At 68.9% G+C, this 26,801-nt stretch carries 17 protein-coding genes and 1 pseudogene; 8 read left to right on the forward strand and 10 right to left on the reverse strand.

What is annotated here, in order from left to right:
* Window positions 1–99 precede the first annotated feature (99 nt).
* Both KY572_RS01430 and KY572_RS01435 read left to right on the forward strand, forming a co-directional pair.
* Window positions 100–993 carry a S1C family serine protease gene (locus KY572_RS01430; RefSeq protein ID WP_224240314.1) on the forward strand — a complete coding sequence of 298 codons (894 nt, stop codon included), beginning with the start codon at window positions 100–102 and terminating at the stop codon, window positions 991–993.
* Window positions 994–1,023: 30 nt separating this feature from the next.
* Window positions 1,024–1,935, forward strand: a complete 912-nt coding sequence (locus tag KY572_RS01435; RefSeq protein ID WP_224240315.1) for a S1C family serine protease — start codon at window positions 1,024–1,026, stop codon at window positions 1,933–1,935.
* Window positions 1,936–1,945: 10 nt separating this feature from the next.
* Here the strand turns inward: KY572_RS01435 and KY572_RS01440 are convergent, their stop codons facing one another.
* The 4 genes from KY572_RS01440 to KY572_RS01455 form a co-directional block, all read right to left on the reverse strand.
* Entirely contained in the window at window positions 1,946–10,501 is an 8,556-nt protein-coding gene (locus KY572_RS01440; RefSeq protein ID WP_224240316.1) for a beta strand repeat-containing protein, read from the reverse strand.
* 785 nt (window positions 10,502–11,286) lie between these two features.
* Window positions 11,287–11,877, reverse strand: coding sequence for a thioredoxin family protein (locus KY572_RS01445; RefSeq protein ID WP_224240317.1), 591 nt, complete (start codon window positions 11,875–11,877; stop codon window positions 11,287–11,289).
* Window positions 11,878–11,964: 87 nt separating this feature from the next.
* Complete coding sequence (locus KY572_RS01450) at window positions 11,965–14,217, reverse strand: protein-disulfide reductase DsbD family protein (RefSeq protein WP_224240318.1); 2,253 nt, start codon at window positions 14,215–14,217, stop codon at window positions 11,965–11,967.
* 348 nt (window positions 14,218–14,565) lie between these two features.
* Window positions 14,566–15,480 (reverse strand): DUF3396 domain-containing protein, encoded by a 915-nt coding sequence (locus KY572_RS01455; protein WP_224240319.1) that lies wholly within the window; start codon window positions 15,478–15,480, stop codon window positions 14,566–14,568.
* Window positions 15,481–16,101: 621 nt separating this feature from the next.
* On the opposite strand from KY572_RS01455, the gene KY572_RS01460 reads away from it, so the two are divergent.
* Window positions 16,102–17,742, forward strand: coding sequence for an anti-phage dCTP deaminase (locus tag KY572_RS01460; RefSeq protein ID WP_224240320.1), 1,641 nt, complete (start codon window positions 16,102–16,104; stop codon window positions 17,740–17,742).
* The gene (locus KY572_RS01465; protein ID WP_224240321.1) at window positions 17,705–17,887 is read left to right on the forward strand and encodes a hypothetical protein; all 183 of its coding nucleotides are present in this window, start codon (window positions 17,705–17,707) and stop codon (window positions 17,885–17,887) included. The genes KY572_RS01460 and KY572_RS01465 overlap by 38 nt, the downstream gene beginning before the upstream one ends.
* Window positions 17,888–18,013: 126 nt before the next feature.
* On the opposite strand, the gene KY572_RS01470 is transcribed toward KY572_RS01465, so the two are convergent.
* Entirely contained in the window at window positions 18,014–18,514 is a 501-nt protein-coding gene (locus KY572_RS01470; protein ID WP_224240322.1) for a hypothetical protein, read from the reverse strand.
* Between the two features lie 505 nt (window positions 18,515–19,019).
* On the opposite strand from KY572_RS01470, the gene KY572_RS01475 reads away from it, so the two are divergent.
* The 3 genes and pseudogenes from KY572_RS01475 (at window position 19,020) to KY572_RS01485 (ending at window position 20,087) form a co-directional block, all read left to right on the forward strand.
* Entirely contained in the window at window positions 19,020–19,538 is a 519-nt protein-coding gene (locus KY572_RS01475; RefSeq protein ID WP_224240323.1) for a hypothetical protein, read from the forward strand.
* Between the two features lie 44 nt (window positions 19,539–19,582).
* Window positions 19,583–19,846, forward strand: a pseudogene (locus KY572_RS01480) (IS4 family transposase); the annotation flags it as partial.
* Window positions 19,847–19,904: 58 nt separating this feature from the next.
* Window positions 19,905–20,087 (forward strand): hypothetical protein, encoded by a 183-nt coding sequence (locus KY572_RS01485; protein WP_224240324.1) that lies wholly within the window; start codon window positions 19,905–19,907, stop codon window positions 20,085–20,087.
* Between the two features lie 79 nt (window positions 20,088–20,166).
* Here KY572_RS01485 and KY572_RS01490 read toward each other — a convergent pair whose 3' ends face one another.
* Complete coding sequence (locus tag KY572_RS01490; protein ID WP_224240325.1) at window positions 20,167–21,336, reverse strand: protein kinase domain-containing protein; 1,170 nt, start codon at window positions 21,334–21,336, stop codon at window positions 20,167–20,169.
* Window positions 21,337–21,487: 151 nt separating this feature from the next.
* Complete coding sequence (locus KY572_RS01495) at window positions 21,488–22,489, reverse strand: AraC family transcriptional regulator (protein WP_224240326.1); 1,002 nt, start codon at window positions 22,487–22,489, stop codon at window positions 21,488–21,490.
* 123 nt (window positions 22,490–22,612) lie between these two features.
* Between KY572_RS01495 and KY572_RS01500 the strand changes: the two genes are divergently transcribed.
* Window positions 22,613–23,656, forward strand: coding sequence for an aldo/keto reductase (locus KY572_RS01500; protein WP_224240327.1), 1,044 nt, complete (start codon window positions 22,613–22,615; stop codon window positions 23,654–23,656).
* A gap of 133 nt (window positions 23,657–23,789) precedes the next feature.
* Here KY572_RS01500 and KY572_RS01505 read toward each other — a convergent pair whose 3' ends face one another.
* The 3 genes from KY572_RS01505 to KY572_RS01515 all read right to left on the reverse strand — a co-directional run bounded on the left by KY572_RS01505 (window position 23,790) and on the right by KY572_RS01515 (window position 26,567).
* Window positions 23,790–24,602, reverse strand: coding sequence for a DNA alkylation repair protein (locus KY572_RS01505; protein WP_224240328.1), 813 nt, complete (start codon window positions 24,600–24,602; stop codon window positions 23,790–23,792).
* Between the two features lie 83 nt (window positions 24,603–24,685).
* Window positions 24,686–24,997, reverse strand: a complete 312-nt coding sequence (locus KY572_RS01510) for a hypothetical protein (protein WP_224240329.1) — start codon at window positions 24,995–24,997, stop codon at window positions 24,686–24,688.
* Between the two features lie 67 nt (window positions 24,998–25,064).
* Complete coding sequence (locus KY572_RS01515) at window positions 25,065–26,567, reverse strand: hypothetical protein (protein ID WP_224240330.1); 1,503 nt, start codon at window positions 26,565–26,567, stop codon at window positions 25,065–25,067.
* Window positions 26,568–26,801: the final 234 nt, after the last annotated feature.

Below are 26,801 nucleotides of genomic sequence, written 5' to 3' on the forward strand. Positions count from 1 at the left end.
AGAGGGGACCTGCCTGAACGGGTAGGTCCCCGGCCTGTCCGTCTCGCCGATGTGGTGCGCCTTCGTGGCCTTTACCTTCTGGCCACGAAAGGAAACGCCATGTCCGACCTGCTCTCGCTCTCCCAGTCCATCGCCTCCCTCGTCGAGCGCCTCGCTCCCTCCGTCGTCCGCGTGGAGGCCCGCCGCCGACGCGGCGCCACCGGCGTCGTCTGGAGCTCCGAGGGCCACGTCCTCACCACCAGCCACTCCGTCGAGCACGAGGGGCAGATTCAAATCAGCCTCCCCGACGGCCGCACCGCCGCCGCCGAGCTCGTCGGCCGTGACCCCAGCACCGACCTGGCCCTCCTCAAGACCGAGGCTCCCGGCCTCACCCCCCTCACCCCCGCTCCCCTCGATGGCCTGAAGGTGGGCCACCTCGTGCTCGCCCTGGGCCACCCCGGCCGCACCACCCGAGCCACCCTGGGCATCGTCAGCGCCCTGGGAGATGAGTGGCGCACCCACGCCGGCGGCCGCATCCACCGCTACCTCGAGACGGACGCCGACCTGCCGCCCGGCTTCTCCGGCGGACCGCTCGTGGACGCCCAGGGCCGCTTCCTCGGCCTGCTCACCGCCGCCTTCTCCCGCACCGCCGCCGTCGCCATCCCCGGCGAGACGCTCTCCCGCGTCGTCACCACCCTCAAGGAGCACGGCGGCATCCGCCGCGGCTACCTGGGCGTCGGCGCCTACCCCGTGCGCCTGCCCCAGCACCTGTGGGCCCGCGCCGGCGCGGAGACCGGCCTCATCTTCCTCTCCGTGGACCCTGACGGCCCCGCCCACCGCGCCGGCCTGCTCCTGGGCGACGTGCTCGTCCACCTCGGCGGCCGCCCGCTCGAGGGCGTGGAGGATCTGCTCGGCTACCTCGCCGACGAGAAGGTCGGCACCACCGTCCCCGCCAGGGTGCTGCGCGCCGGCGAGGTCCGCGAAGTCTCCCTCACCATCGGCAAGCGCTCCTGACGCGGGCCGCTCGCGAGAAAGGCTCTCTCCATGAAGCTGCTGCAACAGTTCTCCGATGATCTCGAGGAGCTCGTCGCCCGAGCCACTCCCGCCGTCGTGGGCGTGGAGCACGGCCGCGGCCACGGCACCGGCCTCTTCCTCACCCCGGACGGCTACGTGCTCACCAACCGCCATGTGGTGCGCAGCTCGCGCCGGCAGACGGTGACGCTCTCCACCGGCGAGGAGCGCAAGGCCACCTTCGTCGGCGGAGACTCGCCCACGGACCTCGCCGTGCTGCGCGTGGAGGGCTCGGACTACCCCACCCTGCCCCTGGCCGACCCCAAGGACGTGCGCATGGGACAGCTCGTGGTGGCCATCGGCAACCCGTTCCGCCTGGAGCAGTCCGTGTCGCTCGGCGTGGTGAGCGCCATCAACCGCAGCCTCAACCTGCCCGATGGCACCCTCCTGGAGGGCCTGCTCCAGACGGACGCCGCCATCAACCCGGGCAACTCGGGCGGGCCCCTGCTCAACACCCGCGGCCAGGTGGTGGGGCTCAACACCCTGGTGCTGCCCTACGCCCAGGGCATCGGCTTCGCCGTGAGCGCTACCACCGCCGCCTGGGTGGCCAGCCTCCTCATCCAGCGCGGCAAGGTGGAGCGGCGCTACCTGGGCGTGGCCGCTCGCGCGGTGGCGCTCGAGCCCGCTCAGGCCCGGGACGCCGGTCAGCCCCGAGGCGTGCTCATCCTCCAGGTGCAGCAGGGCACTCCCGCCGACGCCGCGGGGCTGGAGCCGGAGGACCTGCTGCTGGGCATCAACCAGCGCCCGGTGGGCAGCGTGGACGACGTGCAGCGCGTGATGGCCCTGTCCCCCCACCCCGAGGTGGTCCTGGACGTGCTGCGCAAGGGCCGCCGCCGCGAGCTGTCCGCCTATGTCTTCTCCGGCGTGAAGCCCGCGGCCGCGTAGGCCCCGGGGCTCAGCGGCCCAGCAGCACGCCCACCAGGCTGAAGCCACCGGCGATGATGTCGGTCAGGCCATCGCTGTTCACGTCCGCGAGCGCCACGGACTGGGTCTGGTCGGACGCGCCCAACACCATGGGCCCGGAGAAGCCACCCGCTCCATCCCCGCGCCACACCAGGATGGCGTCCGAGTTCAGCACCACGGTGACGATGTCCAGCCGACCATCTCCATCCACATCACCCACGGTCAGCCAGTCCGGCGTCTGCGACGGAGAGGTGAAGGGCAGCGCCGCCAGCAGGGTCCCCTCGAACGTCCCATCGCCCCGGCCCTTGAGCACCTTCACCTCGTAGCCGGTCGCGGCGCTGGTCGTCACCGCGAGGTCCACCTTCCCGTCCCGGTCGAAGTCCGCCGCGGCCAGCGCGACGCCGTTGCCGCCCAGCCCCTGGACCTTCGCCGGAGTGACCAGGCCCCCCGCCCCATTGCCCAGCAGGACACCCACGGTGCTGCCGCTGCTCGCGTTGGCGGAGGCCACATCCGGCCGGCCATCCTGGTTGAAGTCGGCGACGACCGCGTACTGGGACGTGCCGCCCACGGTGAACGCCGTGGAGGCCAGGAAGCCGCCGCTCCCGTTGTTGAGGCGCAGGTACACGGCGCTGCCGCTCGTGAGCAGGTCCAGGGCTCCATCGCCGTTGAAGTCCGCGAGCGACACGGACCTCGGGACCGCACTGTTCGACAGGTCCGTCGCCACCTTCGTCAGGCCGCCGTTCCCATCTCCCAGCAGGACGGACAAGCTGGGCGTCGAGGTGTTGTTGTTGGTCACCACGGCGTCCATGTTGCCGTCGCGATCCACATCCCCCGCGGCGATGAAGCTCGGGCTGGTGCCCACCGTGGGAGAGCTGGGCGACAGCAGGAAGCTCCCGGTCCCATCCCCCAGCAGCAGGCTCACCTTGTTGGAGGAGCGGTTGGCCGTCAGCACATCCAGCTTGCCGTCCTTGTTCATGTCCACCACGGTGACGCCGCGAGCGGACACCGCCCCCGTGCCCGTCTGCACGGGGTGGAGCGCCGCGCCGGGCACCCCGCTGCCCTTGCTGCGCAGCACGAAGACGCGGTTGTCCGCGGTGATGGGCCCCACCAGATCGGGCTTCCCGTCCCCGTCCACGTCCCCTCCCACCAGGCCCACGGCTGCGGTGCCGGTGGCGGTGACAGGACCGATGGAGAACCGGCCGTTACCCAGGCCCTTGAGCAGGATGAGGGTCGCATCCGAGAAGTTGCTCACCATGACGTCCTGCTGGCCGTCCGCGTCGAAGTCTCCCACCACCATGCCTCGCGGATCCTTGAACTCGGGAGTGGTGAGGTTGGCGGAGGTGGTGATGGCCCCGCCCAGCGTGCCATCCCCCGCGCCCAGCATGACGCTCACGGAGCCCACGCTGCTGGGGTTGCCCACCACCGCGATGTCCGGCTTGTTGTCGGCGTTGAAGTCCCCGGTGGCGATGGCGCGAGGGGGGTAGCCCAGCAACGAGTTGCCCAGGGAGGTGAACGAGGTGCTGGTGCGCCCACCGTTGTTGCGCAGGGAGGTGACGTTGTTGCCGCCGAAGTTGGCCGTGACGATGTCCGGCTTGCCGTCCCCGTTGAGGTCCACCGCCACCAGCGACTGCGGAGAGACGCCCACGTTGAAGGTGAAGCTCGTGGGGAAGGTGCCATCCCCGTTGCCGTAGAGCACCGTCACGTTGCTCCCCGAGCCGTTGGCGACGGCGAGGTCCACCTTGCCATCCGCGTCGAAGTCCGCGATGGCCACGGCGCGCGGAGAGGAGCCGGTGTTCCACGGAGAGGGGGTGCTGTAGCCGCCGGCCCCATTGTCCAGCAGCACGCTCACGGTGTTGGTGTTGGCGTTGGCGCTCACCAGGTCCAGCCGCCCGTCCGCATTGAGGTCTCCGGCCGCCACACCCTGTGGGTTCTGCGCGGTGGTGCCCAGCGACACGGCCGTGAAGGGGGAGAACGTCCCGTTACCGCGCCCCTTGGCGATGTTGAGCGCGCTCGCACCCGCGACGGCTCCTCCCACGGCGACCACCAGGTCCGGGCGCCCGTCCCCGTCGAGGTCCGCCACCGTCGCCGCGGCGGGAGAGGGGCTCACCGGCAGCTGCAGGCCCGCGATGAACGCCGTCTCGCAGCGATCCGCCTGGAGGCTGAGGAGCACGGCGACGCCGTTGGCCGCCGGGCGGACCGCCACCACGTCCGGGCGACCGCTGCGGTCCGCGTCCAGCACGACGAGTCGAGTGGTGGGGCCTCCGGCGGGCGCCATGAGCGGCGTGGTGCTCAGGGAGCCGTCGCTCTTGCCGGCCAGCAGGAGCACGTCACTGCCCACCCCCGACACCACCACGTCCCGGAAGCCATCCTCGTTCATGTCCGCCACGGCGATGTCCTCGGGCGTTCCCCCCAGGGGGATGGCCGGCTGCGAGGAGAAGGTGCCATCCCCGTTGCCGCGCGCGACAACCAGCGCGCTGCTGGAGGACAGGCCCGCCAGCACATCCGGCCGGCCGTCCAGGTTCACGTCCGACACGGTGAGGGCGCTGGCGCCAGGCCCCACGCCCACCGTCGACGCGACACCGAACGTCCCCGCGCCGGTGCCGAGCATCGTCCTCACATCCTGCGTGGAGTCCACGAAGAGCAGGTCCAGCCGGGCGTCCAGGTTCAAATCCGCGGTCATGAGCCTCCCCGGCGAGCCCCCCACGTTGGTGCGCGTCGGAGCGGCGAAGACGCCGGCCGTCGTGGCGAGCGCCACCTCCACCGTGCCCACGCCGCTGGTGGCGGCCAGGTCCAGCTTCCCATCCCGGTTGAAGTCTCCGACCGCCAGCCCCTCCGGCGGGCCCTGGAGCGTCGTGGCCACGGTGGCCGCGCCGAAGGTGCCGGTGCCGGTGCCCTTGAGCAGATAGATGTTGGTGTTGGAGCCGCCCGCCAGCACGTCCGCCTTCCCGTCCCCGTCCACATCCCTCACCAGGAGGACCGAGGCGCTCGCGCCCACGGCAACGGCGGTGGGAGCGCCGAAGGAGCCCATCCCGTTGCCGAGCAGCACCTGGACATCATTGGCGGCGGAGCCCACCACCAGGTCCGTCCGCCCGTCGTTGTTCACGTCCGCGCGAGCCACCACCTTGGGCGTCGAGCCCGCGGGCAGCAGGCCCGGAGGCGCGAAGTGCAGCCCGTTGGCCATGACGACGCCATTGAGGATGGCGCTGCTGGGCAGCGCGCCCGGCACCTGGGCGGTGACGCGCATGCGGATCGTCTCATTGGAGGACGACAGGTCCGCGGTGCTGTTCCAGTGGAACGTATGCGTGACGCCGGTGGGCGAGGTGGCCACGCCCTGGACGCCCGAGCCGGTGGTGGCGCCCGCCTGGGTGGCGCGCTTGAAGACGCCTTCCTGCTCGTACTCGACGATGATGTCGGCGCGCGCGGAGGCCGACTGCGTCACCGTGTACTGGATGGCCGCGCACCCCGAGACGGAGCTGGTGGTCAGCACCGGGTTGGACACATTGGCCGGGGGCCGCAGGAAGGTGACGGTGGCCAGCCCGTTCCTGCCAGCTCCGGTGGCGGTCACGATCTTCGTGCCCGTGGAGGTGGAGGTCAGCGTGGTGATGCGCTGGCCGTTGACGTCCGTGGGGCCGTCGCCCGGGTTGAAGACGTTGCCCGTGCCAGGCGCGGCGAAGACGATGGGCACACCCGGCACGCGGTTGCCGAAGGCGTCCTCGGCGGTGGCCGTCAGCGTCGTCGGATCCATGCCGTTGGCCTCCACCTGGGTGGGCGCGGCGCTCAGGCTGAGGGTGGCGATGGGGCCCGCCACGAAGGTGACGCTGGCGGTCGGCAGCACGAGGGCCGCCGCCGTGGCGTCCACGCTCTTCACCTCGGCTCGCGTGGAGCGCAGCCTGGCGACGAACCGGCCATCCGCGCCGGAGGTGCCGCTGGCGGGGGTGAGCGTGTTGTTCACGCCCGAGGCGGTGACGTTCACCGCCTGGCTCGCCACGGGGTTGCCGTACTGGTCCTTCACCGTGACGGTGATGGTGGCCTCGGCGACGTTGTCCGCCACCACGCTGGCCGGCGTCACCGTGAGCGTGGACGTGGTGGAGTTGGGCGCGCCCGCGGTGACGTCGAAGGGGCTGCTCACCGCGTTGCTCAGGCCCGCCGCGGAGGCGCGCAGCGTGTAGGCGGTACCGGACTGCTCGACGAACAGATCATCGAAGGTGGCCACGCCGGCGACCACGGCCCGAGACACGGTGCCGCGCAGCAGGACACCACTGGCCACCGGATCCAGCACCAGCGTGACGGTGGCGGTAGAGCTCGCCACCCGGTTGCCGCGGCCGTCGAGCACCTCCACCCTCACGCTCGGCGCCAGCGTCTGCCCGGCGCTGACGGTTGCGGGCGGCTCGACGAGGAAGTTCAGGGCCACCGCGGGGCCCGCGGTGAACGTCACCTGCGGCTGCTGCGCGACGGGGTTGCCGTTGAGCGTGGCGGAGACCGTCTTGAGCTCGGCCAGGATGGAGGAGAGCGTCGCGCTGAAGGTGCCATCCGCGGCGGTGGTGCCGCTGGTGGACGACAGCGTGTTGTCGGCGCCCGAGACGCCGAGCCCCACCGACTGGCCCGAGACCGGGTTGCCGAAGGCGTCCCTCACGGTGACGGTGATGGTGGTGAAGTCCAGGCCATCCGCGATGACGGAGCTCTTGCTCACCGTGACGGTGGTCTGCGGCAGGGACGGCGTGTCCGCGATGATGTTGAAGGCGTTGCTGACGGCGGGGGTGAGGCCCGCGGCGGTGGCGCGCAGCGTGTAGCCGGTGCCCGCCTTCTTGATGTTCAGGTCGCCGAAGCTGGCCACACCCGAGGCCGTCTGCTGCGTCGCGGTGCCATCGAGCGTGGCGCCGCTGGCCGCCGGCTCCAGCACCAGCGTCACGCTGACGCTGGGCGAGGCCACCCGGTTGCCCTGGGCATCGAGCGCCTCCACCTGGAGCGCCGGAGTCAGCGTCTGCCCGGCCACCGTCTGCGCCGGAGGCTGGGTGACGAAGGCCAGCCGCACGGCCGGGCCGGGGACGAACGTCACCTGCGGCTGCGGCGAGACGGCGGTGCCATTCACCGTGGCGGAGATCGTCTTGGTCTCGGCTCGGATGGACGTGAGCGTCGCGCTGAAGGTGCCACCCGCGCTGGTGGAGCCGCTCGGCGGCGTCAGCGTGTTGTTGCTGCCGGTGACGGCGGGGACCACGGCCTGGCCCGGCACCGGGTTGTCATAGGCGTCACGCACGGTGACGGTGACGACAGTGAAGTCCGTGCCATCCGCGGTGACGGTGGTCTTGCTCACCTCCACCAGCGTCCGGGTGAGATCGACGGGAGCGGCGACGATGTCGAAGGGGTTGCTCACAGCCGCGGTCAGGCCCGTCGCGGTGGCGCGCAGCGTGTAGCCGGTGCCCGCCTTCTTGACGTTCAGGTCATTGAAGCCGGCCACGCCCGAGGCCGTCTGCCGGGTCGCGGTGCCATCGAGCGTGGCGCCGCTGGCCGCCGGCTCCAGCACCAGCGTCACGCTGACGTTGGGCGAGGCCACCCGGTTGCCCTGGGCATCGAGCACTTCTACCTGGAGCGCCGGAGTCAGCGTCTGCCCGGCCACCGTCTGCGGCGGCGGCTGGGTGACATAGGCCAGCCTCACCGGCGGGCCAGCGATGAACGTCACCTGCGGCTGCGTCGAAACAGGGTTGCCGTTCAAGGTGGCGGAGATCGTCTTGAGCTCCGCGCGGGTAGACGTGAGCGTCGCGCTGAAGGACCCATCCGCGCCGGTGGAGCCGCTCGGCGGCGTCAGCGTGTTGCCGCTGCCCGAGGCGGTGAGACCCACCGTCTGGCCCGACACCCCATTGTCATAGGTGTCGCGCACGGTGACCTTGACGGTGGTGGAGTCCGCGCCGTCCGCGGTGACGGTGGTCTTGCTCACCTCCACCAGCGTCCGCAACGGGTCCACGGGGCCGGTGACGATGTTGAACGCGGTGCTGACGGCGGCAGTGAGGCCAGTGGCGGTGGCGCGCAGCGTGTAGCCAGTGCCCGCCTTCTTGACGTTCAGGTCATTGAAGCTGGCCACGCCCGAAGCCACGGAGCGCGTCGCGGTCCCATCGAGCGTGGCGCCGCTGGCCGCCGGCTCCAGCGCCAGCGTCACGCTGACACTGGCCGAGACCGCCCGGTTGCCCTGCGCATCCAGCGTCTCCACCTGGATGACGGGCGCCATCGTCTGCCCGGCCACCGTCTGGGCCGGCGGCTGGGTGACGTACGCCAGCGACACCGGCGGGCCGGCGATGAACGTCACCTGCGGCTGCGTGGAAACAGCATTGCCGTTCAAGGTGGCGGAGATCGTCTTGGGCTCGGCGCGGATGGACGTGAGCGTCGCGCTGAAGGACCCATCCGCACCGGTGGTGCCGCTGCCCGGCGTCAGCGTGTTGTTGCTGCCGCTGGCGGTGAGTCCCACCGTCTGACCCGATACCGCATTGTCATAGGCGTCACGCGCCGTGACCTTCACGGAGGTGGAGTCCGTGCCGTCCGCGGTGACGGTGGTCTTGCTCACCTCCACCAGCGTCCGCGTCAGGTCCAAGGGTCCGGCGACGATGTCGAACGTGTTGCTGATGGCCCCCGCGAGGCCGCTACCGCTGGCGTGCAGCACGTAGCCGGTGCCCGCCTTCTGGACCTTCAGGTCGTTGAAGCTGACGTGGCCCTCGAACAGCGCCCGCGTCGTGGTGCCGCTCAGCGTCGCACCGCTGGACACCGGCTCCAGGGTCAGCGTCACGTTCGCGGTGGCCGACGTCACCCGGTTGCCCTGCGCATCCAGCACTTCCACCTCGATCGCGGGCGCCAGCGTCTGCCCGGCCACCGTCTGCGCCGGAGGCTGGACGATGAAGGCCAGCCGCGTGGCCGGAGCCGCGACGAACGTCACCTGCGGCTGCACCGCGACGCTGAGGCCGTTCAGGGTGGCGCTGACCGTCTTGACCTCCGCTCGGGTGGAGCGAAGCGTGCCGCTGAAGGAGCCGTCCGTACCGGTGGTGCCACTGGCCGGCATCAGCGTGTTGTTGCTGCCCGAGGCGGCGATCCCCACCGCCTGGCCCGACACCGCGTTGTCATAGGCGTCGCGCGCGGTGACCTTGACGGTGGTGGAGTCCGCGCCGTCCGCGGTGACGGTGGTCTTGCTCACCTCCACCAGCGTCCGCGTCAGGTCCGCGGGCCCCGCGATGATGCTGAACGCATTGCTCACGACATCCGTGAGCCCCGGACCGGTGGCGCGCAGCGTGTAGCCGGTGCCCGCCTTCTGGACGTTCAAGTCATTGAAGCTGACGGCCCCCGCGGACAGGGCCCGCGTCGTGGTGCCGCCCAGCGTGGCGCCGCTGGCCACCGGCTCCAGCGTCAGCGTCACGTCCGCGGTGGCCGACGTCACCGGGTTGCCCTGCGCATCCAACACCTGGAGCTGGATGGCGGGCGTCATCGTCTGCCCGGCCACCGTCTGGGCTGGCGGCTCGACGACGAAGACCAGCCGCGAGGCCGTGCCCGGAACGAACGTCACCTGCGGCCTCGGCGGCGCGACGGTGGAGCCCACCGTGGCCGCGATTGTCTTGGTCTCCGCCGTCGTGGAGCGGAGCGTCGCGGTGAAGGTGCCGTTGGCGCCCGAGGTGCCGCTGCCCGGCGTCAGCGCGTTGTCGGCGCCCGTGCTGGAGACGCTCACCGCCTGGCCCGACACCGGGTTGTCGAAGGCATCCCGCACGGTGACGGTGATGGTGGTGGAGTCCGTGCCATCCGCCACCACGGTGCTCTTGCTCACCTCCACCAGCGTCCGCGACGGATCCACCGGCCCCGCGGTGACGTCGAACGCCGAGCTCACCGCCGAGCCGAGCCCCTGCCCGGTGGCGGTCAGCATGTAGCCGGTGCCCGCGCGGTTCACGAGCAGATCATTGAAGCTCACCGTTCCGTCCGCGGTCGTCCGCGTGGCGGTGCCCCCCAGCGTGGCCCCATTGGGGGCGGAGGCCAGCGACAGCGTCACGTCCACGGGAGCCGTCACCACGTTGCCCTGGGCATCCATCACCCGCAGCTGCACGGCGGGCGTGAAGCGCTCTCCCGCACGCACCGAGGCGGGCGGCTGGGTGACGAAGACGAGCCGCGAGGCCGTGCCCGGGACGAACGTCACCTGCGGGTGCTGCGTCAGCTCGATGGCCTTGTCGCCAGTGCCCACCCTCACCGTCAGCGTCTTCGTCTCCGCGCGAGTCGAGGCGATGGTGCCCTGCGTCATTCCCGAGGCGTCCGTCGCCGTCGGCTGGACCAGCGTGTTGTCCGAGCCCGTCGCCGTGAAGGACACCGCCTGCCCCGGCAGCACGCGGCTGTTGCGATCACGCACCGTCACCTTGACGAGCGCCGTCGCCACACCATCCGCGAGGACGCCCGTGGCCGGCACCACCTCCACCGTGGACTGGGTGGCATCCGGGTCGCCCCGGGTGACGCCCACGTTCACCGGGGTGCTTCCATCGATGCACCCGGCGAAGACGAGCAACAGCAGCGCGAGAGGCAGACGCGTGGACACAGGAGGTACCTCGAGACGACAGACGGCGGAACGGCCCCGCCTGAGGAATTTCAGCGCCCTGGTATAGGGGATCCGGGCGTTTACACGAAGTTCTACAATCATACTGCACAGACGGGAGGGCAGAGGCATGGCTGCATCACCGTTGGGCATGCAAGCCGGGGCTGGATCTGCACCAGGCGGCTGATCAGAGCCTCGCATGTTGCCGTTCCCAGGGAGCCGGGCTCGTCAGCCACCCGCGCTCGCCCCTCCGCCCACCTCCGCCATGCGCAAGGCGTGAGGCCACGAGCCGCTTACCCCCCAGAGACAGCCTCACTCCACCTTTTTAATAGAGGGTCCCGGGGAGCGCTCGTTTCTGTCCTCGCTTCCAGGATCAGCGCTGCGCTGGAAGGAGACTTTCCGGCCCTGCCCACATCTGGAGCGTGTGGACGCCCGCCATACATAGAGAAAACGAATGTAAGGAGGCCTCCGAGCGCGGGAGCAGGGTCTCCTGACGTGGGCCGAGGAGCTGCGCGCTCACCGCGTCCGGGGCTGGGGACAGCTACTGCTGACGACCGCTGTTGTCGCGGACGGGAGGCGCGCTGCGCGGCGCCGTGCCCTCCTCCGCGCCGTAGCCGCCGACGCCCTTCTGGTGGATGCGGTCCTGAAGGTCCGAAGCGTGCGGGTGCGCGGCAAGGCGCCCCGCCCATGCTCCGCCGCTCGCCCCGTGCGCGGCCCTGGAGCGGGTGGGAATGAAGCGAGGGCCTCCGCCGAGGGACGGAGGCCCGGACTTCAGGGAGAGCCGGGGCTCAGCTCTTGTACTTCACGCTGCAGCCATAGGGCTCGGTGGAGGCGGCCGGCACGGGCTTGCCGGACAGCAGCGCGTCCACCGCGGTCTTCACGTGGTTGACGGCGGTGGCGTTCTTGCCGCGCGGATCATCGTCGATGGCGCCCGCGTAGCGCACCACGCCCTTCTCATCGATGACGTACATGTGCGGCGTCGTCTTGGCGCCATAGGCCTTGCCCACCGTGCCGGCGGGGTCCTGCAGCACGGGGTAGGCGAAGCCCTGCTCCTTCTTCCACGTCGCGTCGGCGCTCGCGGTGACGGTGTTGGTGGAGTTCACGGCCAGCCACACCACCTTGTTCGCATCGAAGCCCTTGAGGGTGTTCTGCATCGTCTTCGCCTTGTAGTGGCGCTGGACGAAGGGGCACTCCTTGTTGGTCCACTCGAGGACGACAATCTTCCCCTGGTACTGGGACAGCGAGTGCTCCTTGCCCGCCTCGTCCTTGAGGGTGAAGGCGGGGGCAGGCTTGCCTACCTCGGCGGTGTCCGCGGCGAAGGCGGGGACGGCGAAGCCCACGGCGGCGGTGAGCGCCAGGGCGGTGAGGATGCGCTTCATCGGTTCATCTCCTTGGTCTACGGGGGGTGCGGCGAGGGAAGTGCTCCCCCGCCAGGGAAGGTGCGAAGACTGGAAGTCGCCAGCCACTCACGTGGCATCGGTGCCCAGCCCGGATGCTCGCTTCACGGCCTGGATGACGATGTCCGCGGTGAGCAGCTCGGGAAGAACCTCGGGCCGGTCCGGCGTGGCGGGGCTGATGACCAGGTACATGGGGACTCCGGCGCGGCCGTGCGCGCTGAGCATGGCGGTGATGCGCTCGTCGCGACGCGTCCAGTCCGCCACGAAGAAGGCGACCTGGTGGCGAGTGAAGGCGGAGCGCACGTCCTCGCGCGAGAGCACGGTGCGCTCGTTGAACTTGCAGGTGAGGCACCAGTCCGCGGTGAAGTCGATGAAGACGGGCTGCCCGGCCTCGAGCGCCGCGGCCACGGCGGCCTGGTCCCACGGCTGCGCCGCGGAGACGGTGGAGGCGCGCGCGGTGGGAGCCGCGCCATCGAAGCGCAGGGTGAAGCCGCCCGTCGTGACGAGCACCGCCAGCGCGGCCAGCACCCCCACCAGGCGCCGCGTCCCACCGGAGGCCTGCGCCAGCCCGTACAGCCACGCGCCCATGGCCACGGCCACGAGGAACGCGAGCAGCCGCGCCATGCCATCCACGCCGGCCAGCCCGCCCATGACCCACACCAGCCACACGGCGGTGCCCAGCAGGGCGAAGCCCAGCACCTGCTTGGCGCGCTCCATCCACGCGCCGGGCTTGGGCAGCCGCTTCGCCAGGCCCGGAATCATCACGAGCGCGCAGAAGGGCAGCGCCAGGCCCAGGCCCAGCGCGGTGAAGATGGCGAGCACCGTGCCCGTGCCGGCGGCGAAGGCGAAGCCCACCGCGGTGCCCATCATCGGCGCGGAGCAGGGCGTGGCCAGCACCACGGCGAGCACGCCCTCACCCACGCTGCGAGACAGGCCGTGCGAGGCGTCCACCTTGCCCGCCAGCGACGTGCCATCGGTGCCCACGTTGAAGACGCCGAAGAGGTTGAGCGCGAAGGCCACCAGCAGGCCGCAGACGCCGGCGACGAAGAGCGGCTCCTGGAACTGGAAGCCCCAGCCCACGCTGTTGCCGCCCGCGCGCACCACCAGCACGACGATGGCCAGCAGCAGCATCGTCCCGATGATGCCGCCGGTGTACGCCAGGGCGTGCCGGCCCACGCGGCCCCGGTCCTCCTGCGCCAGCCGGGTGAAGCCGTAGGCCTTGAGCGCCAGCACGGGGAAGACGCACGGCATGAGGTTGAGGATGGCGCCACCCAGGAAGGCGAACAGCAGCGCCAGGCCCAGGGACAGCTCCGGAGCGGCCGCCGCGGGCGCCGTCATCTGCGCCTGTGCCGGAGGCGGCACGGACGGGGCCATCAGCCCGGGTACGGTGGGAGGCGCCTTCGCGGCGACGGGGACGACCTCCACGGGCGCCAGCGGCAGATCCACCTCGAGCGCGCGATAGCCCGTCTTCGCGGTGCCCAGCCGCAGCACGCCCTTGAGGCGCGGCTCCTCCTTGGGAGCCTCCACCGCGGCGTCACCCTGGAGCCGGAACCGCCCGGGAGCCTCGGAGACGAGGTCCATGCGCTTGATGCCGCGCACGCGCTCGGGGACGAAGAAGCCGGGCTCCACGCCGGGGAGCGCCTGACCATCCGTGGCGGACACGGTCAGTGTTCCAGTGAAGGGCTGGCCCGTCTTGAGGCTCTGCGCGTCCAGCTTGAGCGCCGTCGCCACGCTGGCGGCCTGGGCGGTGCGAGGCACCTGAGCCTGGGAGGCATCGAAGGCGACGGTGGTCTCCGCGTTGCGCACCGTCTCCGGGCCCACGGGCAGCGAGCGCGAGAGGACCATCTCGGCGGGGATGCAGCGCTCCCGGCACACGAGCGCGTCCACGGCGGCCGACAGCGTGAGGCTGCCCGTGGCCTGCTCGGAGGCGCGCGCCTCGGCGAAGAGGAGCACCTCGTCATGGTAGCCGTAGGTGACGATGAAGCCGTCCGGCGTGCGGAAGGTGGACGGGAAGGGCCAGCGCAGCTCGCCCACGGTGACGCCGGGAGTGTCCCACGTCACGTCGGTGGACAGGCCCGAGTCGCCCGGGTTCTTCCAGTAGATGTGCCAGTCGGGGTCCATCCGGAAGCGGACGCCGACACGGAAGGTGTCTCCCGGCTTCACCTGGGAGGCGTCGAGCAGCAGCTCTCCCTCCACGCGCGGGTTGCCCTCATCGGGCGCGCCGGAGCCCACGGCCGAGGACGGAGGCCCCGCCCACGCCACCGCGGATGCCACCAGCCCACACAGGAGCAGTCCCCACCTCGATCGCCGCTGACGCCTCATGCGCCTCCCGTTAACCCGTCGGCTCTGCCCCCGCCACCCCTACTGTCCGGTCCCTCGCAACCCCGCGAGCGGGCAGGCATTCCCGGGAACATTGAGTGACGGGAAGGTAGCGGAAGTTTCAGCGCAGGAGGCCCGCCTTCCGCTGGGAACGGATCTCCAGCAATTGAGGCTGGTTACCGGCCGCGTCTGGCGAACAGGGCTTCCAGCGCCTCGAGCTGGGTGCTGTTCGAGCGTCCCTGCGGCTCCGAGCGGAACACGGTCTTCAGCCGGGCAAGCACACGGTGCACGGTGGCGCGTTTCCGTGTGGACTTCCATCGGGCATGAAGGACTCGGAGTGCGCTGGCGAGCTTAGTCGAGGAAGCGCCTCTCCCACCGGCGGGTGTCTTCCTCGGACTGGCCGAGCATGCGCCCATCTGGATCGCGGAAGAGCCAGGGCTCCAGGACACGGGCCAGTTCCCGGTAGGCTGGCAGCGTATCCCCGCGCTCTGTGTCGCCCGCTTCGGGCCATGCGCCCAGGGTGATGAGCACCTTGTCCCTGGCCAGCTCCTGAACGGTTGTGCCAGGACTGTGGAGCCGTGCGCGCAGCCCCTCGGCGCCACCAAGCTCTCCCAGCACAGGCTGTCCCAGGAACGTGAGCCAGGAGGGGCCTCGCACACGGGTTCCAATGTCCCAGGAGTGATCCGAGGGTGAGTCGTAGACGTCGATGCCCGGATACCGGAGCCAATACCGGGCCACCTGCTGTCGGATGCCTACCAGGGAGTACTCGGCATTGAAGGACAATCCTCCGTGCCCAGAGCAGAGGGGCAAGGGAGCCGCCCACTCCATGGCGAGCTCGCGAACACGCGCTGGACCATGCTCCTCCAGGAACTCCGTAGGGAGCCAGAAGGTGGCCGTGCAGACCGCGCCCGGATTCTTCGCGACATGAGGAGCTTGGAGCTCCTTGCCCCAGTAGTTGAAGCGATAGCGGTTGTCGTTGTCGGATCCGTCTCTCAGCGGGATGATGGGAAACTGGCGCTCGCGGAGTTCCTTCCGTGTGAGCTCCCAGCCTCGTTCATCCAGCGGCTGTGGCTCTCCCTCTTCATCCAGGTACCAGCCCAACGCTTGCGGCCCTACGGCACGGACATAGGTCTCCAGCGACTGCAAGATGTTCTCACCGAGCTCCCGATGGGAATGCCGCATGTAGAAGCTGATGCTCAACCCTTCGCGCATCAGCTCGAAGTCCTCCTGGTCGCGGAGGCGTATCCGAGGGTAATGCTCGGTCATCGGTAGACTCCCAGGTGAGGCTGAACCCGTGCAAGCTCACCACCCAAGGCCTTCTGGTACACCTCACACTGGAGTGCGAGAGCATGCTGCTCCAGGTCCAGCTGCATCGCTCGTGTGATGGGCTGCCCCTTGCTGTCGGTGCCGACGACCTCCTTGCACTCCTCATGTGTGGGGGAGCGCCCAGGATGTTTGAGCATCCCCTCGGAGCGTGCCGCTATTCGAAACGGAATCCGGGACCTGAGCATATTGGCGAGGCACTCCGTCGCTGGCTGTGCCACAGGCCGTGAAGAAGAGGACAGCGCTAAGCGCCCGCCACACCGCCTCCCAGATGGATCTTTTCGCTTCATGAAGGACCCCTTCCCAAGGCTCTCGCGCTTCTACCGAAGTGAGGGACGCCGCGATAACGAGCCTGCTGCGCACGGACGTCATGTTCCGGCCTTGAGGGGCTCGGGGAAGATAGCGGCACGGCTCAGTAAGAGGCGTCGGTCCCGCCCGCAGTGCCGCTCCTCAGCGTGTCGCAGTTGAGTGCCCCCGCATCGATGCCATCCGGACATTCTCTTGCCCGCCACAAGGTTGTAGGGTTATGCGCAAGTCTGTGTTGGCAACGGGGAGGATGACAGCATGAGCAACGGAACGCACGACCCTGCGGACAAAGATGAATACAATCGCAGAGCCGCGAACTCCGCTCCTGAACTCGTCATTGGTCTGGTGGGCGCCATCGGCACAGATCTGACGGCAGTTGCCAAAGCACTCTCCACGGCACTGATGGCGGAGGCGAACTACGATCCGCGGACCATTCGCCTCTCGTCATTGCTGCACGAAATCGAGGGCTTGGAGACCCGTCTCAGCTCTCATGGGGACAAGCACCTCTACTACAAGGAGCACATGCAGGCGGGGACCGAGTTGCGCCGGAAGATGGGATGTGCGGATGCGATGGCATGGCTGGCTTTGAGCGCCTTGCGGGCCGAGCGAAACGAGATGCTCAAGGCGGAGCGCCGCAGTACGCGCCGCGCGTTCATTCTGCATTCGCTCAAACGCCGGGAAGAGATCGAATCCCTCCGGAAGATCTACGGTCCCGCATTCTTCCTCCTGTCCGCATACGCCCCGAGAGACAAGCGCGTCGACAAGCTCTCCCGGAGCATCTCCGAAAGCAGAGGTCTGTGGCGCCCCATGGAGCTGCGCAGCGAGGCCGAGGATCTCGTACGCACCGATGAGCGCGACATGGGTGAGCCCATGGGCCAGGACGTTCAACGGGCCTTTCCCGAGGCGGATGTCTTCATCGATGCCACGAACCCCAAGGAGATGGAGCACAGCATCCAGCGCTTCGTCCGGCTCATCTTCGGCCACCCCTTCCATACGCCGACCCGGAGTGAATGGGGCATCTTCTTCGCGAAAGCCGCCGCCATGCGCTCTGCGGCACTGGGGCGGCAAGTGGGCTCGGCCATCGCCTCTCCCTCGGGAGAACTGATCGCTGTCGGTACCAACGAAGTGCCCAAGGCCGGAGGAGGCTTGTACTGGGAGGGAGACGAGCCAGATGGACGCGACTTCGTGGGCGGCGAGGACACCAGCGACCGGCACAAGCACGATCTCATCTCCGAACTGCTCCGGCTCTTGCAGGAAAAGCAGTGGCTGGCGGAGTCCTACCGCGAACTGGATGTCCAGAAACTGCGCGAGTGGGTCCTCCACAAAAAGACGGGGCCGTGGAGTGACTCCCGGGTGATGAACCTCATTGAGTTCATGCGCCCGGTTCACGCGGAGATGGCCGCGCTCATGGAAGCAGCCAGGCGCGGTGTATCGGTGCAGGGTGGTGTGATGTACGTCACGACGTTCCCCTGTCACGAGTGTGCGCGCCACATCATCGCCGCAGGCATCTCGCGGGTCGTCTACATTGACCCCTACCCCAAGAGTCTGGCCGCGGGCCTCTACTCAGACTCCATCGCCTTGGAAGGCTCTGAGGGAGGGTCCACCGGCAAGGTCATCTTTTCACCGTTCGTGGGCATCGCGCCCAGGCGGTACATGGAATTCTTCGAACTCAAGGGCGAGCGCAAGGACCAGAGCGGCAGTGTGCTTGCCTGGGTACCTACGAAGGTAGTTCCGAAGCATCCAGGAAACTACACTGTGTACAACTCCCTGGAGATTGAACATCTCGCGCGATTCGGCTCCATTGTGGAAAGCATCGGCCTTAAACTCCGAGGAGCGGTGCAACCGCGTGAGGAGGAAGCCAGTGAGAAAGCCGGGATGGCTCAAAGCGCAGATCGATGACGCCAGGGAGGAGATTCGTCACTGGCCGCAATGGCTGCGGCAGGCCCGAGGTCTTGAAACGCTCGACGATAACCGCCCGAAGCAGTCCCAGGCTTCTTCCGAGGAAAAGATCTCCAGCGAAGTTCCCGAGGGCCTGAAGGCCTGAAGAGCAGCAGGCTCGACTTGCTCGGGACTCATGCGCTCTCGCAGTGTCCCGGGAGTTCTGGAGACCGCGGTTTGCCGCGAGGCAAACGTGCAGGACCCGGCCGCGTGGGTGGCGGCGAGCGCAAACTCAGTGCACGCCCAACCGTGACAGGAGTCCGTCGACCCAATCGGCGGCTCTCACCCGGTCCAGCAGCTCGTCGACCCGAGAGGCTCCCGTCAAAAGCTCGTCGGTCAGGAGTTGCTCATCCGCGTTCTTGCCGCCCTCGAGCTTGATCTCCTCGGGCGTGCAGTCGTTGGCGCACTTGGGCACGAACGTACCGGGCGTGTCCCATTCGGAGATGTCCACCGAGCTCAACCCGTGCACCGAGCCGTTTCCAAACTGGGACCGGCAAGCCCGAGCCCACACCAGAACAGTGGCTATCGCCTCTTGCCGGCGCTCTTCTTCCGGACCGGAGCGGCCATCTTCGCCTTCGCGGCCGACTCCATCACCTTTCGTGCCTCGGTCTTCTCGCCTCGCCGCAGCGCGAGCGACGCCGCGATCCACTCCGGCGCGTAGCTCGATCCACCGCACCTGCAGCGCCTCGGCGATGGGCGCATGCACGAGCACGCGTCCGACGAGCTCGTCCACCAGGGTCGGGTTCGACAGCGGCTCGAGGAGCGCGCCCCTCCTTCTCGGTGAGCGCCGAGGGATCGAGCAGCATGCACGCGAGGATGCGCGCCTCGTGGTTGCCCGTCGCCCACGGCTCCAGGCCGAGCCCGTGGTTCGTCCCGAGCTCCTCCGCGAGGCCTCGGAGCTTGCTCGACGTCGTCTCGAGCGTGGGGCCTTGGCTCGAACTCTCGCTCTCCAGCGAACCGCATGCGACATGCACCGAAGCCACCACCACCATGATTCCTGGGATTGCTTTCACGTGAGCCCTCCATGGAGCACGGCACCTGATGGCCGCGCTCGACAGGGAGCGACTCCGCGTTAGAGCGTGGTGACACTCGCTGTGCGAGCGTCATCTCGCTCACGCAAATTTTCGGATGCCTCGGAGGGTAAGATGCTGTCCGTCCTGAGAATGCCCCCGCCCTCCTCCTCTGCCCTGCATCCGTCGACCTGGGCCGCTCTCGAGAAGTCGGGGGTCCTTCAGAGCATGGAGCACGGGCTCATCCAGGACTTCTACGGTACGCAGCGCGCCAGGCGCAGCCAGATGCCCCTCATGAGCCACATCCATGAAGGACTGGCGGTCATTCTGTACACCGGGGCGTCGCTTCAGGCCATGCGAGCGTTCTGCCTGCACCCGCTCGTCCAGAGTGACACGGACCTGAAGCGCCAGTACGCCCACATCACCCAAGCGCTGGAGCCGATTCCCGACGGGGCCTTCGTGTTGGGACTCGCGATGGAATACCGCTCCGTCGCCAACGAGTACCTCTCCCATCAGCCCATGCCCCCGGAAGGCATCCGGCTCTCGCCGCTGGAGGAAGTCAACGCCATGCTGGTGGGAGACAAGGTCCAGAACCGCAAGGACTTCGAGCTGTACCACGCGGAGACGCACGAGCGCCGCGCCCGGCTCGCAGAGTACTTCCAGCAGTGGTGCCAGGCGCTGCGGATCGAGCCGCTCTACCCACGGCTCAAGGAGATGTTGCAAGGCGCGGCGTGGTCGAACCCGTGAGCAGGGGCACCGTGTGGCAGGCTCCAAGAGCCACTACTTGTGGGGTGAGACTCAACGCGATCAACGAGCAGCAGGTTCACGCTTACCTCTTCTACCTCTGCGGGGAAGACCTCCATGCCAAGCGGGTGCTGTCGCTGGCGATGGCCACCTTCGGCGTCATCCACGCGGCGAGCCTGTCGGTATACGCCATTGGTCAGGCGCTGGCGGTGGCCCGAGGCACCAAAGGAAAACACGGTGTGAAACAGGTGGACAGGCTGCTGTCCACCGAGGGCATCGACCTGTGGCACCTGTTCTCTTCGTGGGTGCCCTACGCACTCCGCTGGTGTGGCTGACGGTCCGCTGGGGGAAGCCGGGGAGCGCCTTGGCATGGAGCGCTACCTCAAGGCCAACACCTCCAAGCGCCGCACCTGCTCTCCGTTCCGCCAGGGTTTCATGTACTACCAGGCCATTCCCAACATGCCCGAAGCTCAACTGCGCCCGCTCATAGAACTCTTCGCCCAACTCGTGCGGGAGCAGCCCGTCTTCCTCGAGGTCTTCGGTGTCATATGAGGGGAGCCTCAGATCCTCCCCAGCTGTGGAATCCGCTTCGCCGCTCGGGCCGGCTCGAAGCCTCCAGCGGCTGGACACCTCACGGTGTGCTCGTGGGGCTGGAGGTGGGCTGCCGTCCGGGTCGTAGGACTGGCATGTAGCACCTGTTCCTGAACATGCGGCCCATGTGCCCGCTGAGAGACACCGCCTCGCAGGTCTCCCGATCCAGAGACATCTCCACCCAGCAGCCCCCGTTGAGCGCCACCTGCTTCTTGTGAGGGCAGCGACCCTTGGAGTCGGGCCGGAGCTGGTTTGGAAGTGGAGCAGGCAGCGTGTCCTCCGCCACCCCTTTCGGCGCTGGAAATTCAGCAGCGGTCCTCGTGGCCATGAGCGCGGCCGCCTCGCCAAGCCCCGCCGTCCCCACAGCCAGACGGCCAGCGGCGGCAACCTCGACTTGGACGAGAGAGAACGTGTCCACCCTCGCTCGGATCCCCATCCACCCCGCCCCCACGGCCACAGCGAGTGCCGCCGCCAGGGCGAACCAGGCCAGGCTGCTTCGCGCGCTCACCATGGGCATGGTCGCCACGGTCGCTGGCGCCTCGGGTGCCCGTGATGGGCCATGAGCCCGGCTGACCTGCGGAGCGGGCGCGTCCGCGAAGCCCGGCGCTGAGTCCTGCTCCAGAGCCTCGGCCAGCTGCTCCGCCGAGCCGCGCTCCTCCGGTCGCACCGACAGCAGGCGCAGAATCCACGTGCGCAGCAGCGGCTCGATGCGCCCCTTTCTCCGCAGCGCGGCAGGAAGCATCACGGAGTCCACATGCCACAGCCCACGCTCATCCCTCCGGGGCTCACTCAGCTCCGGGTACTCGCCGGTGACGAGCCGGCACGCCGTCACGCCCAGCGCGAAGAGGTCATCGGTCGCTTGCGCCCGGTACTGCACCGAACGGTGGCGGTTGAACTCCACGCACCAGGCCTCCGGAGATCGGTAGGCGGGAGTGCCTGGGTGCACGGTGAGAGGCGTCAGGGTGGCGGCTCCCGGGTAGTGGCACGCTCCGAAGTCCGTGAGCAGCGCTCGGCCATCGGCGTAGCGCACGAGGATATTGTCGCCCTTGATGTCCCGGTGGACGGCACCCTGAGCGTGGATCTCCTGGAGTGCGCGATAGACGGCACCGTGGACACCTCGGCCGGCCCAGGCCACCACGCGCCAGCGCCCCACCACCGTGCCCGCCGGAAGCAGGGCCGGGTGCGGCGCGAAGTCAGGCGCGCGCTCCATGGTATGGACCTCGTGGGGAGCAACTCGCCCCCGGCGGACCCACGCAGCCTACTTCACGAGTAGGCTCACGTCAGCGAACGGCGGGCCACTCCTCGAGGGTGCGCAAGCTCAGGTTCGTGCGCACCATGGACATATCCTCTCTCGTTTCGACTCATTGGGGGTGTCCACGAAATCGGGGCAGGCTCACTTCCTGGCTGCCCACCGAGGGCTCCTGAGCGTGCTCCTGGCGGTACCGCCCCGGGGATACGCCGATGACCCGCCGGAACACCTTGCCGAAGGCGCCCTCGGACTCGTACCCCACGGCGGATGCGATGGCCGCCAGCTTCACGGGACGCCCCTCCCGCATCATCCCCGCGGCGCGGACCATCCTCCACTGCGTCAGATGCTCGAGGGGCGTTACCCCCACCAGCTCGCGGAACCGCGCGGCGAACGCGGACCGCGACATGGATACGCGGCGCGCGAGCCCCGGCACCGTCCAGGCATGGCCCGGCTCGGTGTGCATCAGCCGCAGCGCCTCGCCCATCCGCGGGTCGGCCAGCGCACGCAGCCAGCTCGGGCTCTCGTCCCCGTAGGGGACGCGGATCCGGCTGCGCACGGCGTGGATGAAGAGCACATCGGCCAGCCGGTCCACGACCGCGGAAGTTCCCGGCAGGTTCTCCGTGAGCTCCGCATCGATGAACTGGAGCGTTGATTGAAACCGCTGGGGCGCGTGCGCACCGGACGCAGACACGTGAATCACTGGAGGGAGCTGCCGGACCAGCCACTCACTCTCGGGTGTCGCGAACGTGAAGCACCCGGCGATCAGGGAGACGGACGTGCCGCTGCCGCCCCTGGCCCCTCCGTCGTAGGTGATTTCCCGCAGGCGCTGGAAGGTCTCGGCAGAGACCACTGACTCCATGGGACGCACGGGGGCCTCCGGAGTGCTCCGCAGGGAGTAGCTCTCCGGCGAGGACAGGAAGACGAAGTCACCGCCTACCAGAGCGACCAGCGGCTGCTGTCCGTCCACGCCCAGGAAACAGGAGCCGCGAGTCACCATCAGGCTGATGCCCTTGCCCCCGGGGAACTCGAAGCCCCAAGGAGCGGTGAACTCCAGCCGGCCATAGAGCTGCCCCTTCGTTCGGAGCAGGCTCACGGTCTCGGATAGAGCATCCATCACAGCCCTCGCTTCCTGGCGTTTTGAACCATGAATGCGGCGTATCCGACGCTGAAACTCCAATGGACATGGCGCATATCTGGAGTGCCACTTCCCATCAAGGGAAGTACAGAGGAGTCATCGATGCGCTACAGGATTTTCGGCCGGCGAACCGGCCTCAAGGTCTCGGAGCTGGCCCTCGGGGCTGGCATGTTCGGCACCGCCCTCGGCTACGGCTCCCCGCCAGACGAGGTGCACCGCATCCTCCAGGGCTACGCCGAGGCGGGTGGCAACTTCATCGACACCGCCGACAACTACCAGCATGGCGAGTCCGAGCGGCTGATCGGCGAGTTCATCCGTCCCCACCGCGACGGCTTCATCATCGCCTCCAAGTACAGCCGCGGCGCCTCGTCCCATCCCGCGCTGGCCGAGCTCGGCGCCAACCGCAAGGCGATGGTGCAGTCGGTCGAAGCCAGCCTGAAGCGACTGGGGACGGACCGCATCGACCTGTACTTCGTCCACATGGACGACGGCGTCACCCCCATGGAGGAGATCGCTCGCGGGCTCGATGACCTGGTGCGCGCCGGGAAGATCATCTACGGCGGCCTCTCCAACTACCCGGCATGGCGCGTGGCCCTGGCCGCCAACACGGCGGACCTGCGCGGCTGGGCCCCCATCACCGCCCTCCAGGCCGAGTACAACCTTCTCCAGCGCACCACCGAGCGCGAGCTGCTGCCCATGGCAGAGGGGCTGGGCCTGGGGGTCATGGCGTGGTCCCCCATGGCGGGTGGACTGCTGACTGGCAAGTACCGCCAGGGGGAGAAGGGACGGGCGACGAATTTCAAAGGGAGCGTCCTCCACCAGGAAGCGGAGAAGCGCGATGCCGTGCTCGATGCCCTGTCCGCGGTGGCCCAGGAGCTCGGAGCGACTCCTGGGCAGGTGGCGATCGCCTGGGTCCGCGCCAAGGGCGTCCTCCCGGTCATCGGACCGCGCACCCGCGCCCAGCTCGACGACAACCTCGCCTCTCTCTCGGTGCGTCTCGGCCCGGAGCAGCTCCGGCGGCTGGACGAGGTCAGCGCCGTCCCCCCGGGCTATCCGCACGAGCTCAACGCGGCTCCGGAGCAGCGCGCGATCATGACCGGTGGCCGTTGGGAGCAGCTCGAGCTCCCCCGGGGGACGGTCGCCTGACCTCCCAGGTGCCTCCCGCCCGGGACATGGCGCGGTCTGAGCCAACCGGTATGCCTGTCATACCAGTTCGGTTCATGTCCGCCCCAGGTTCAGGGCGATGAGTGCGAAGTCCTGTCGAGCCTGGCGCGCGATGTCAGCGCGCCCCCTTCGAGGCAGATGGCCTCTTGCCGGCGGTCTTCTTCCTGGCCGGAGCGGTCTTCTTCCTGGCCGGAGCGGCCTTCGCCTTCGCGGCTGACTCCATCGCCTTGCGTGCCTCGGTCTTCTCGCCTTGGCGCAGCGCGAGCGACGCCGCGATCCACTCCGGCGCGTAGCTCGACGTGCAGCCCTTCGGGATCGGTCGCGTGTCCCACCGGCCGAGGCGCTCGCCGATGGCGATGGCCTCTGCTCTGTACTCGGGCAGGTGGATGCCGATCCAGACGAGGCAGAAGTTGATGCCCTCCTTCACCCGGTACGGTGCGGGCGGCAGCTCACGCTCGATGCGCGCGAGCGTCGCGGGGACGTCGAGGTCCTTCGCGAGCCCGCGCGCGATGCGCCCGGCGAGGAGCTTCCACCCAGCGCGGCGGGGAAGCTCCTTGCTGCCGTCCATCCACCGCACCTGCAGCGCCTCGGCGATGGGCGCATGCACGAGCACGCGTCCAACGAGCTCGTCGACCAGGGTCGGGTTCGACAGCGGCTCGAGGAGCGCGCGCCCCTCCTTCTCGGTGAGCGCCGAGGGATCGAGCAGCATGCACGCGAGGATGCGCGCCTCGTGGTTGCCCGTCGCCCATAGCTCCAGGCCGAGCCCGTGGTTCGTCCCGAGCTCCTCCGCGAGGCCACGGAGCTTGCCGAGCAGCACGCCGAAGACGTTGTCCCCCGCGCCATCGCGCACGTAGCGCTGGCGCACCTTCTCGTCGGCCTGGGACTCGAGCTGCTTCATCACCTGGGACAGCGTCATCGTCTTCGGCATGAGTGTCTCCTCGGGTGCAGTCTCCTACCCGCTCGCCTTGGCGTCATGTTCGTTTTCGCGGCGGACAAGGAGTTCCCGGCGCCTCAAGGGTTCATGAGCGTCTCGACAATGCCGTCATGGATGCGGATGGGGACACCGTTGAACCGGGTGAACTGGAAGAAGGCGTCATCCTCGTTGAAGGCAAGGCTCATCTCCTGGAGCAGGCCGATGGCCACCGCCTCCCCCAGCGGGAGGGACTCAGTGTAGTCGCTGCGCCAGTGCATGCCGGCCGCGCCGCGGAACAGCGCGATGTTATCCGCCAGCTTGTTGAGCTCGCCCCCACCGTCATCTGCGTCGAGCCCGCGCCGGTGTAGCCCACCAGCGCGGCCGTTCGAGCATCCCCGCGGCTCGGGCACGGCGTGGGCGCTCCGCGGCTCCACACAGCGGGAGGAGCCGACGGAGCAGTGCATCAATCCCCGCGGCTCACGGGACGGACGGGCGATCCAGCGAGCACGCTCCCGCGCCCACCCGGGTGGCGCAGTAGTGGGGGAACTTGATGATTTCCCGGTGGCGCAGGTCAGGGTCGTTTCCGCCCAGGTAGCGCGTGCGGTGGCGCCCGTCCCCGACGCCCACCTCACGGCCGACGGCCCGGCCCTCGATGCGCAGGATGCCGGCGCTGTCCAGGTACCAGTCCTCCCGGTGCCCGCCGGTGCCAGCGAAGTCGAGGTAGCCCTGATCGCCCTCGTAGTACTTGAGGTGGAGCACCGGCCGGGCCGCGCCGGTGATGCCGGGCAGCTCGTTGCTCATGAAGATGTTGGCGTGCACGGCCCAGAGCGCGGAAACGCCGTTGCGCAGGTGGTTGACCACGATGCCCCAGCCCCGGCCGACATACTCGGGCGCGAGGATGTAGTTGCGCAGCTCCGAGTCGTTCGTCGCGGGAGCGTCGAACCAGGTGCTGGTCGCGTCGGGGCCGCTGGTGGTGCCATCCCCGTAGACGCGGATGGGCGCCTTGCCCAAGAACTGCGCGTCCGCGTTCTGCCAGGAGCCATAGAGCGGGTTGTAGTACTCGGTGGCGTTGGACCACAGCCACCGCTCTGCGGCGGGCCCGGTGTACGGCTGGACATCCTGCACCCAGAAGAGGTTGCTGGAGGCGCCCTGGCCCCACAGGGGCCCCGCGTTGTCTCCCGGCCAGTTGTAGTAGGGGTTGTGGTAGCCGTAGGCGTTGTTCTTCACGAAGTACATGACGACGCTCGCCTGCGTCGTCGGGAGCGTCTTCCCAGAGTGGAAGTAGCCCGGATCGCGATAACCCACCTCCGCGGAGAAGGCCTGGCCGTGCACGAAGTTGGTGCCTTGCAGGACTGTCGGCTCCCAGCCGTAGATGTACGAGGGCGGCGTGGTGCGCCAGAACTGGTTGGCCTGCAGCAGGCCGTAGCGCGTGTTGTAGTTGACCTGAACCCAGTCACTCCACTCCACGCCGATGGGCTGGCGGTTGGCGTCCACGGGCCGCGCGCGGAAGAGGGTGACGCTGTTGTAGACGCCCGCGCCCAGGTGGCTCAGGCTGGTCACGCTGACCGGGTAGGTGCCGTTCGTGACGCTCACGTAGAAGGTGCCCTGCAGGTTGAAGGGGTAGCTGCCGAGCGCCACGTATCCAGGAGTGTTGGATGCGTTCGTGATCGTCTTGTGCTCGTACTGCACCTGGCCGGTGAAACCCTCCACGGGGAAGCGGTCAGACAGCCCGTCCCCGTTGGTGTCCTGGCAGCGCAGGATGCCCATCGTGAAGGCATAGCGGCTGGGCACCGCCACATAGCTCTTGCTCGCCCGCATGATGAGCTTGTTGCAAGGCGGGTTGCCGGCACTGTTCAGCGCGGCCTCGGCGGAGGCCTCGCTCCCGGCGCTCGGAGCAGCGGGGCCCTCCGTCTGCGGCGCGGGGCCACAGGCCGACGCTCCCAACAGGCTGCAGAGCGTCAGGGCGACCATCGTTGTCATGCGTGTGTCTCTCATGGCTCTTCCTTTCTCCTCTTTCTCGAAGCGCGCTGCCCGCGCGGACCGCCGGCCCTGTACTGCCCGGTCCCTCGCCACGGCAGGCGCCCTGGTGACTCCCCCCGCCATGTTGTCGCATGCAGTTCGTCGGAGTTGCTGGGCGCGCACAAAAAAAGGCCGTGAATTCAGATACTTAGAAACCAATCCACCCATGTCCCAGAGAGGGGACAGCTCACTATC

It is taken from the genome of Hyalangium gracile (genome assembly GCF_020103725.1).
GTDB classification, from domain to species: Bacteria; Myxococcota; Myxococcia; order Myxococcales; family Myxococcaceae; genus Hyalangium; species Hyalangium gracile.

Excerpts from the sequence above, each read along its gene's own strand:
- KY572_RS01515 (WP_224240330.1), bottom strand. The coding sequence starts at position 26,567 with ATGACAACGATGGTCGCCCTGACGCTCTGCAGCCTGTTGGGAGCGTCG.
- KY572_RS01460 (WP_224240320.1), top strand. The coding sequence starts at position 16,102 with ATGAGCAACGGAACGCACGACCCTGCGGACAAAGATGAATACAATCGC.
- KY572_RS01435 (WP_224240315.1), top strand. The coding sequence starts at position 1,024 with ATGAAGCTGCTGCAACAGTTCTCCGATGATCTCGAGGAGCTCGTCGCC.
- KY572_RS01445 (WP_224240317.1), bottom strand. The coding sequence starts at position 11,877 with ATGAAGCGCATCCTCACCGCCCTGGCGCTCACCGCCGCCGTGGGCTTC.
- KY572_RS01485 (WP_224240324.1), top strand. The coding sequence starts at position 19,905 with ATGGAGCGCTACCTCAAGGCCAACACCTCCAAGCGCCGCACCTGCTCT.
- KY572_RS01505 (WP_224240328.1), bottom strand. The coding sequence starts at position 24,602 with ATGCCGAAGACGATGACGCTGTCCCAGGTGATGAAGCAGCTCGAGTCC.
- KY572_RS01450 (WP_224240318.1), bottom strand. The coding sequence starts at position 14,217 with ATGAGGCGTCAGCGGCGATCGAGGTGGGGACTGCTCCTGTGTGGGCTG.
- KY572_RS01475 (WP_224240323.1), top strand. The coding sequence starts at position 19,020 with ATGGAGCACGGGCTCATCCAGGACTTCTACGGTACGCAGCGCGCCAGG.
- KY572_RS01490 (WP_224240325.1), bottom strand. The coding sequence starts at position 21,336 with ATGGAGCGCGCGCCTGACTTCGCGCCGCACCCGGCCCTGCTTCCGGCG.
- KY572_RS01455 (WP_224240319.1), bottom strand. The coding sequence starts at position 15,480 with ATGACCGAGCATTACCCTCGGATACGCCTCCGCGACCAGGAGGACTTC.
- KY572_RS01500 (WP_224240327.1), top strand. The coding sequence starts at position 22,613 with ATGCGCTACAGGATTTTCGGCCGGCGAACCGGCCTCAAGGTCTCGGAG.
- KY572_RS01495 (WP_224240326.1), bottom strand. The coding sequence starts at position 22,489 with ATGGATGCTCTATCCGAGACCGTGAGCCTGCTCCGAACGAAGGGGCAG.
- KY572_RS01430 (WP_224240314.1), top strand. The coding sequence starts at position 100 with ATGTCCGACCTGCTCTCGCTCTCCCAGTCCATCGCCTCCCTCGTCGAG.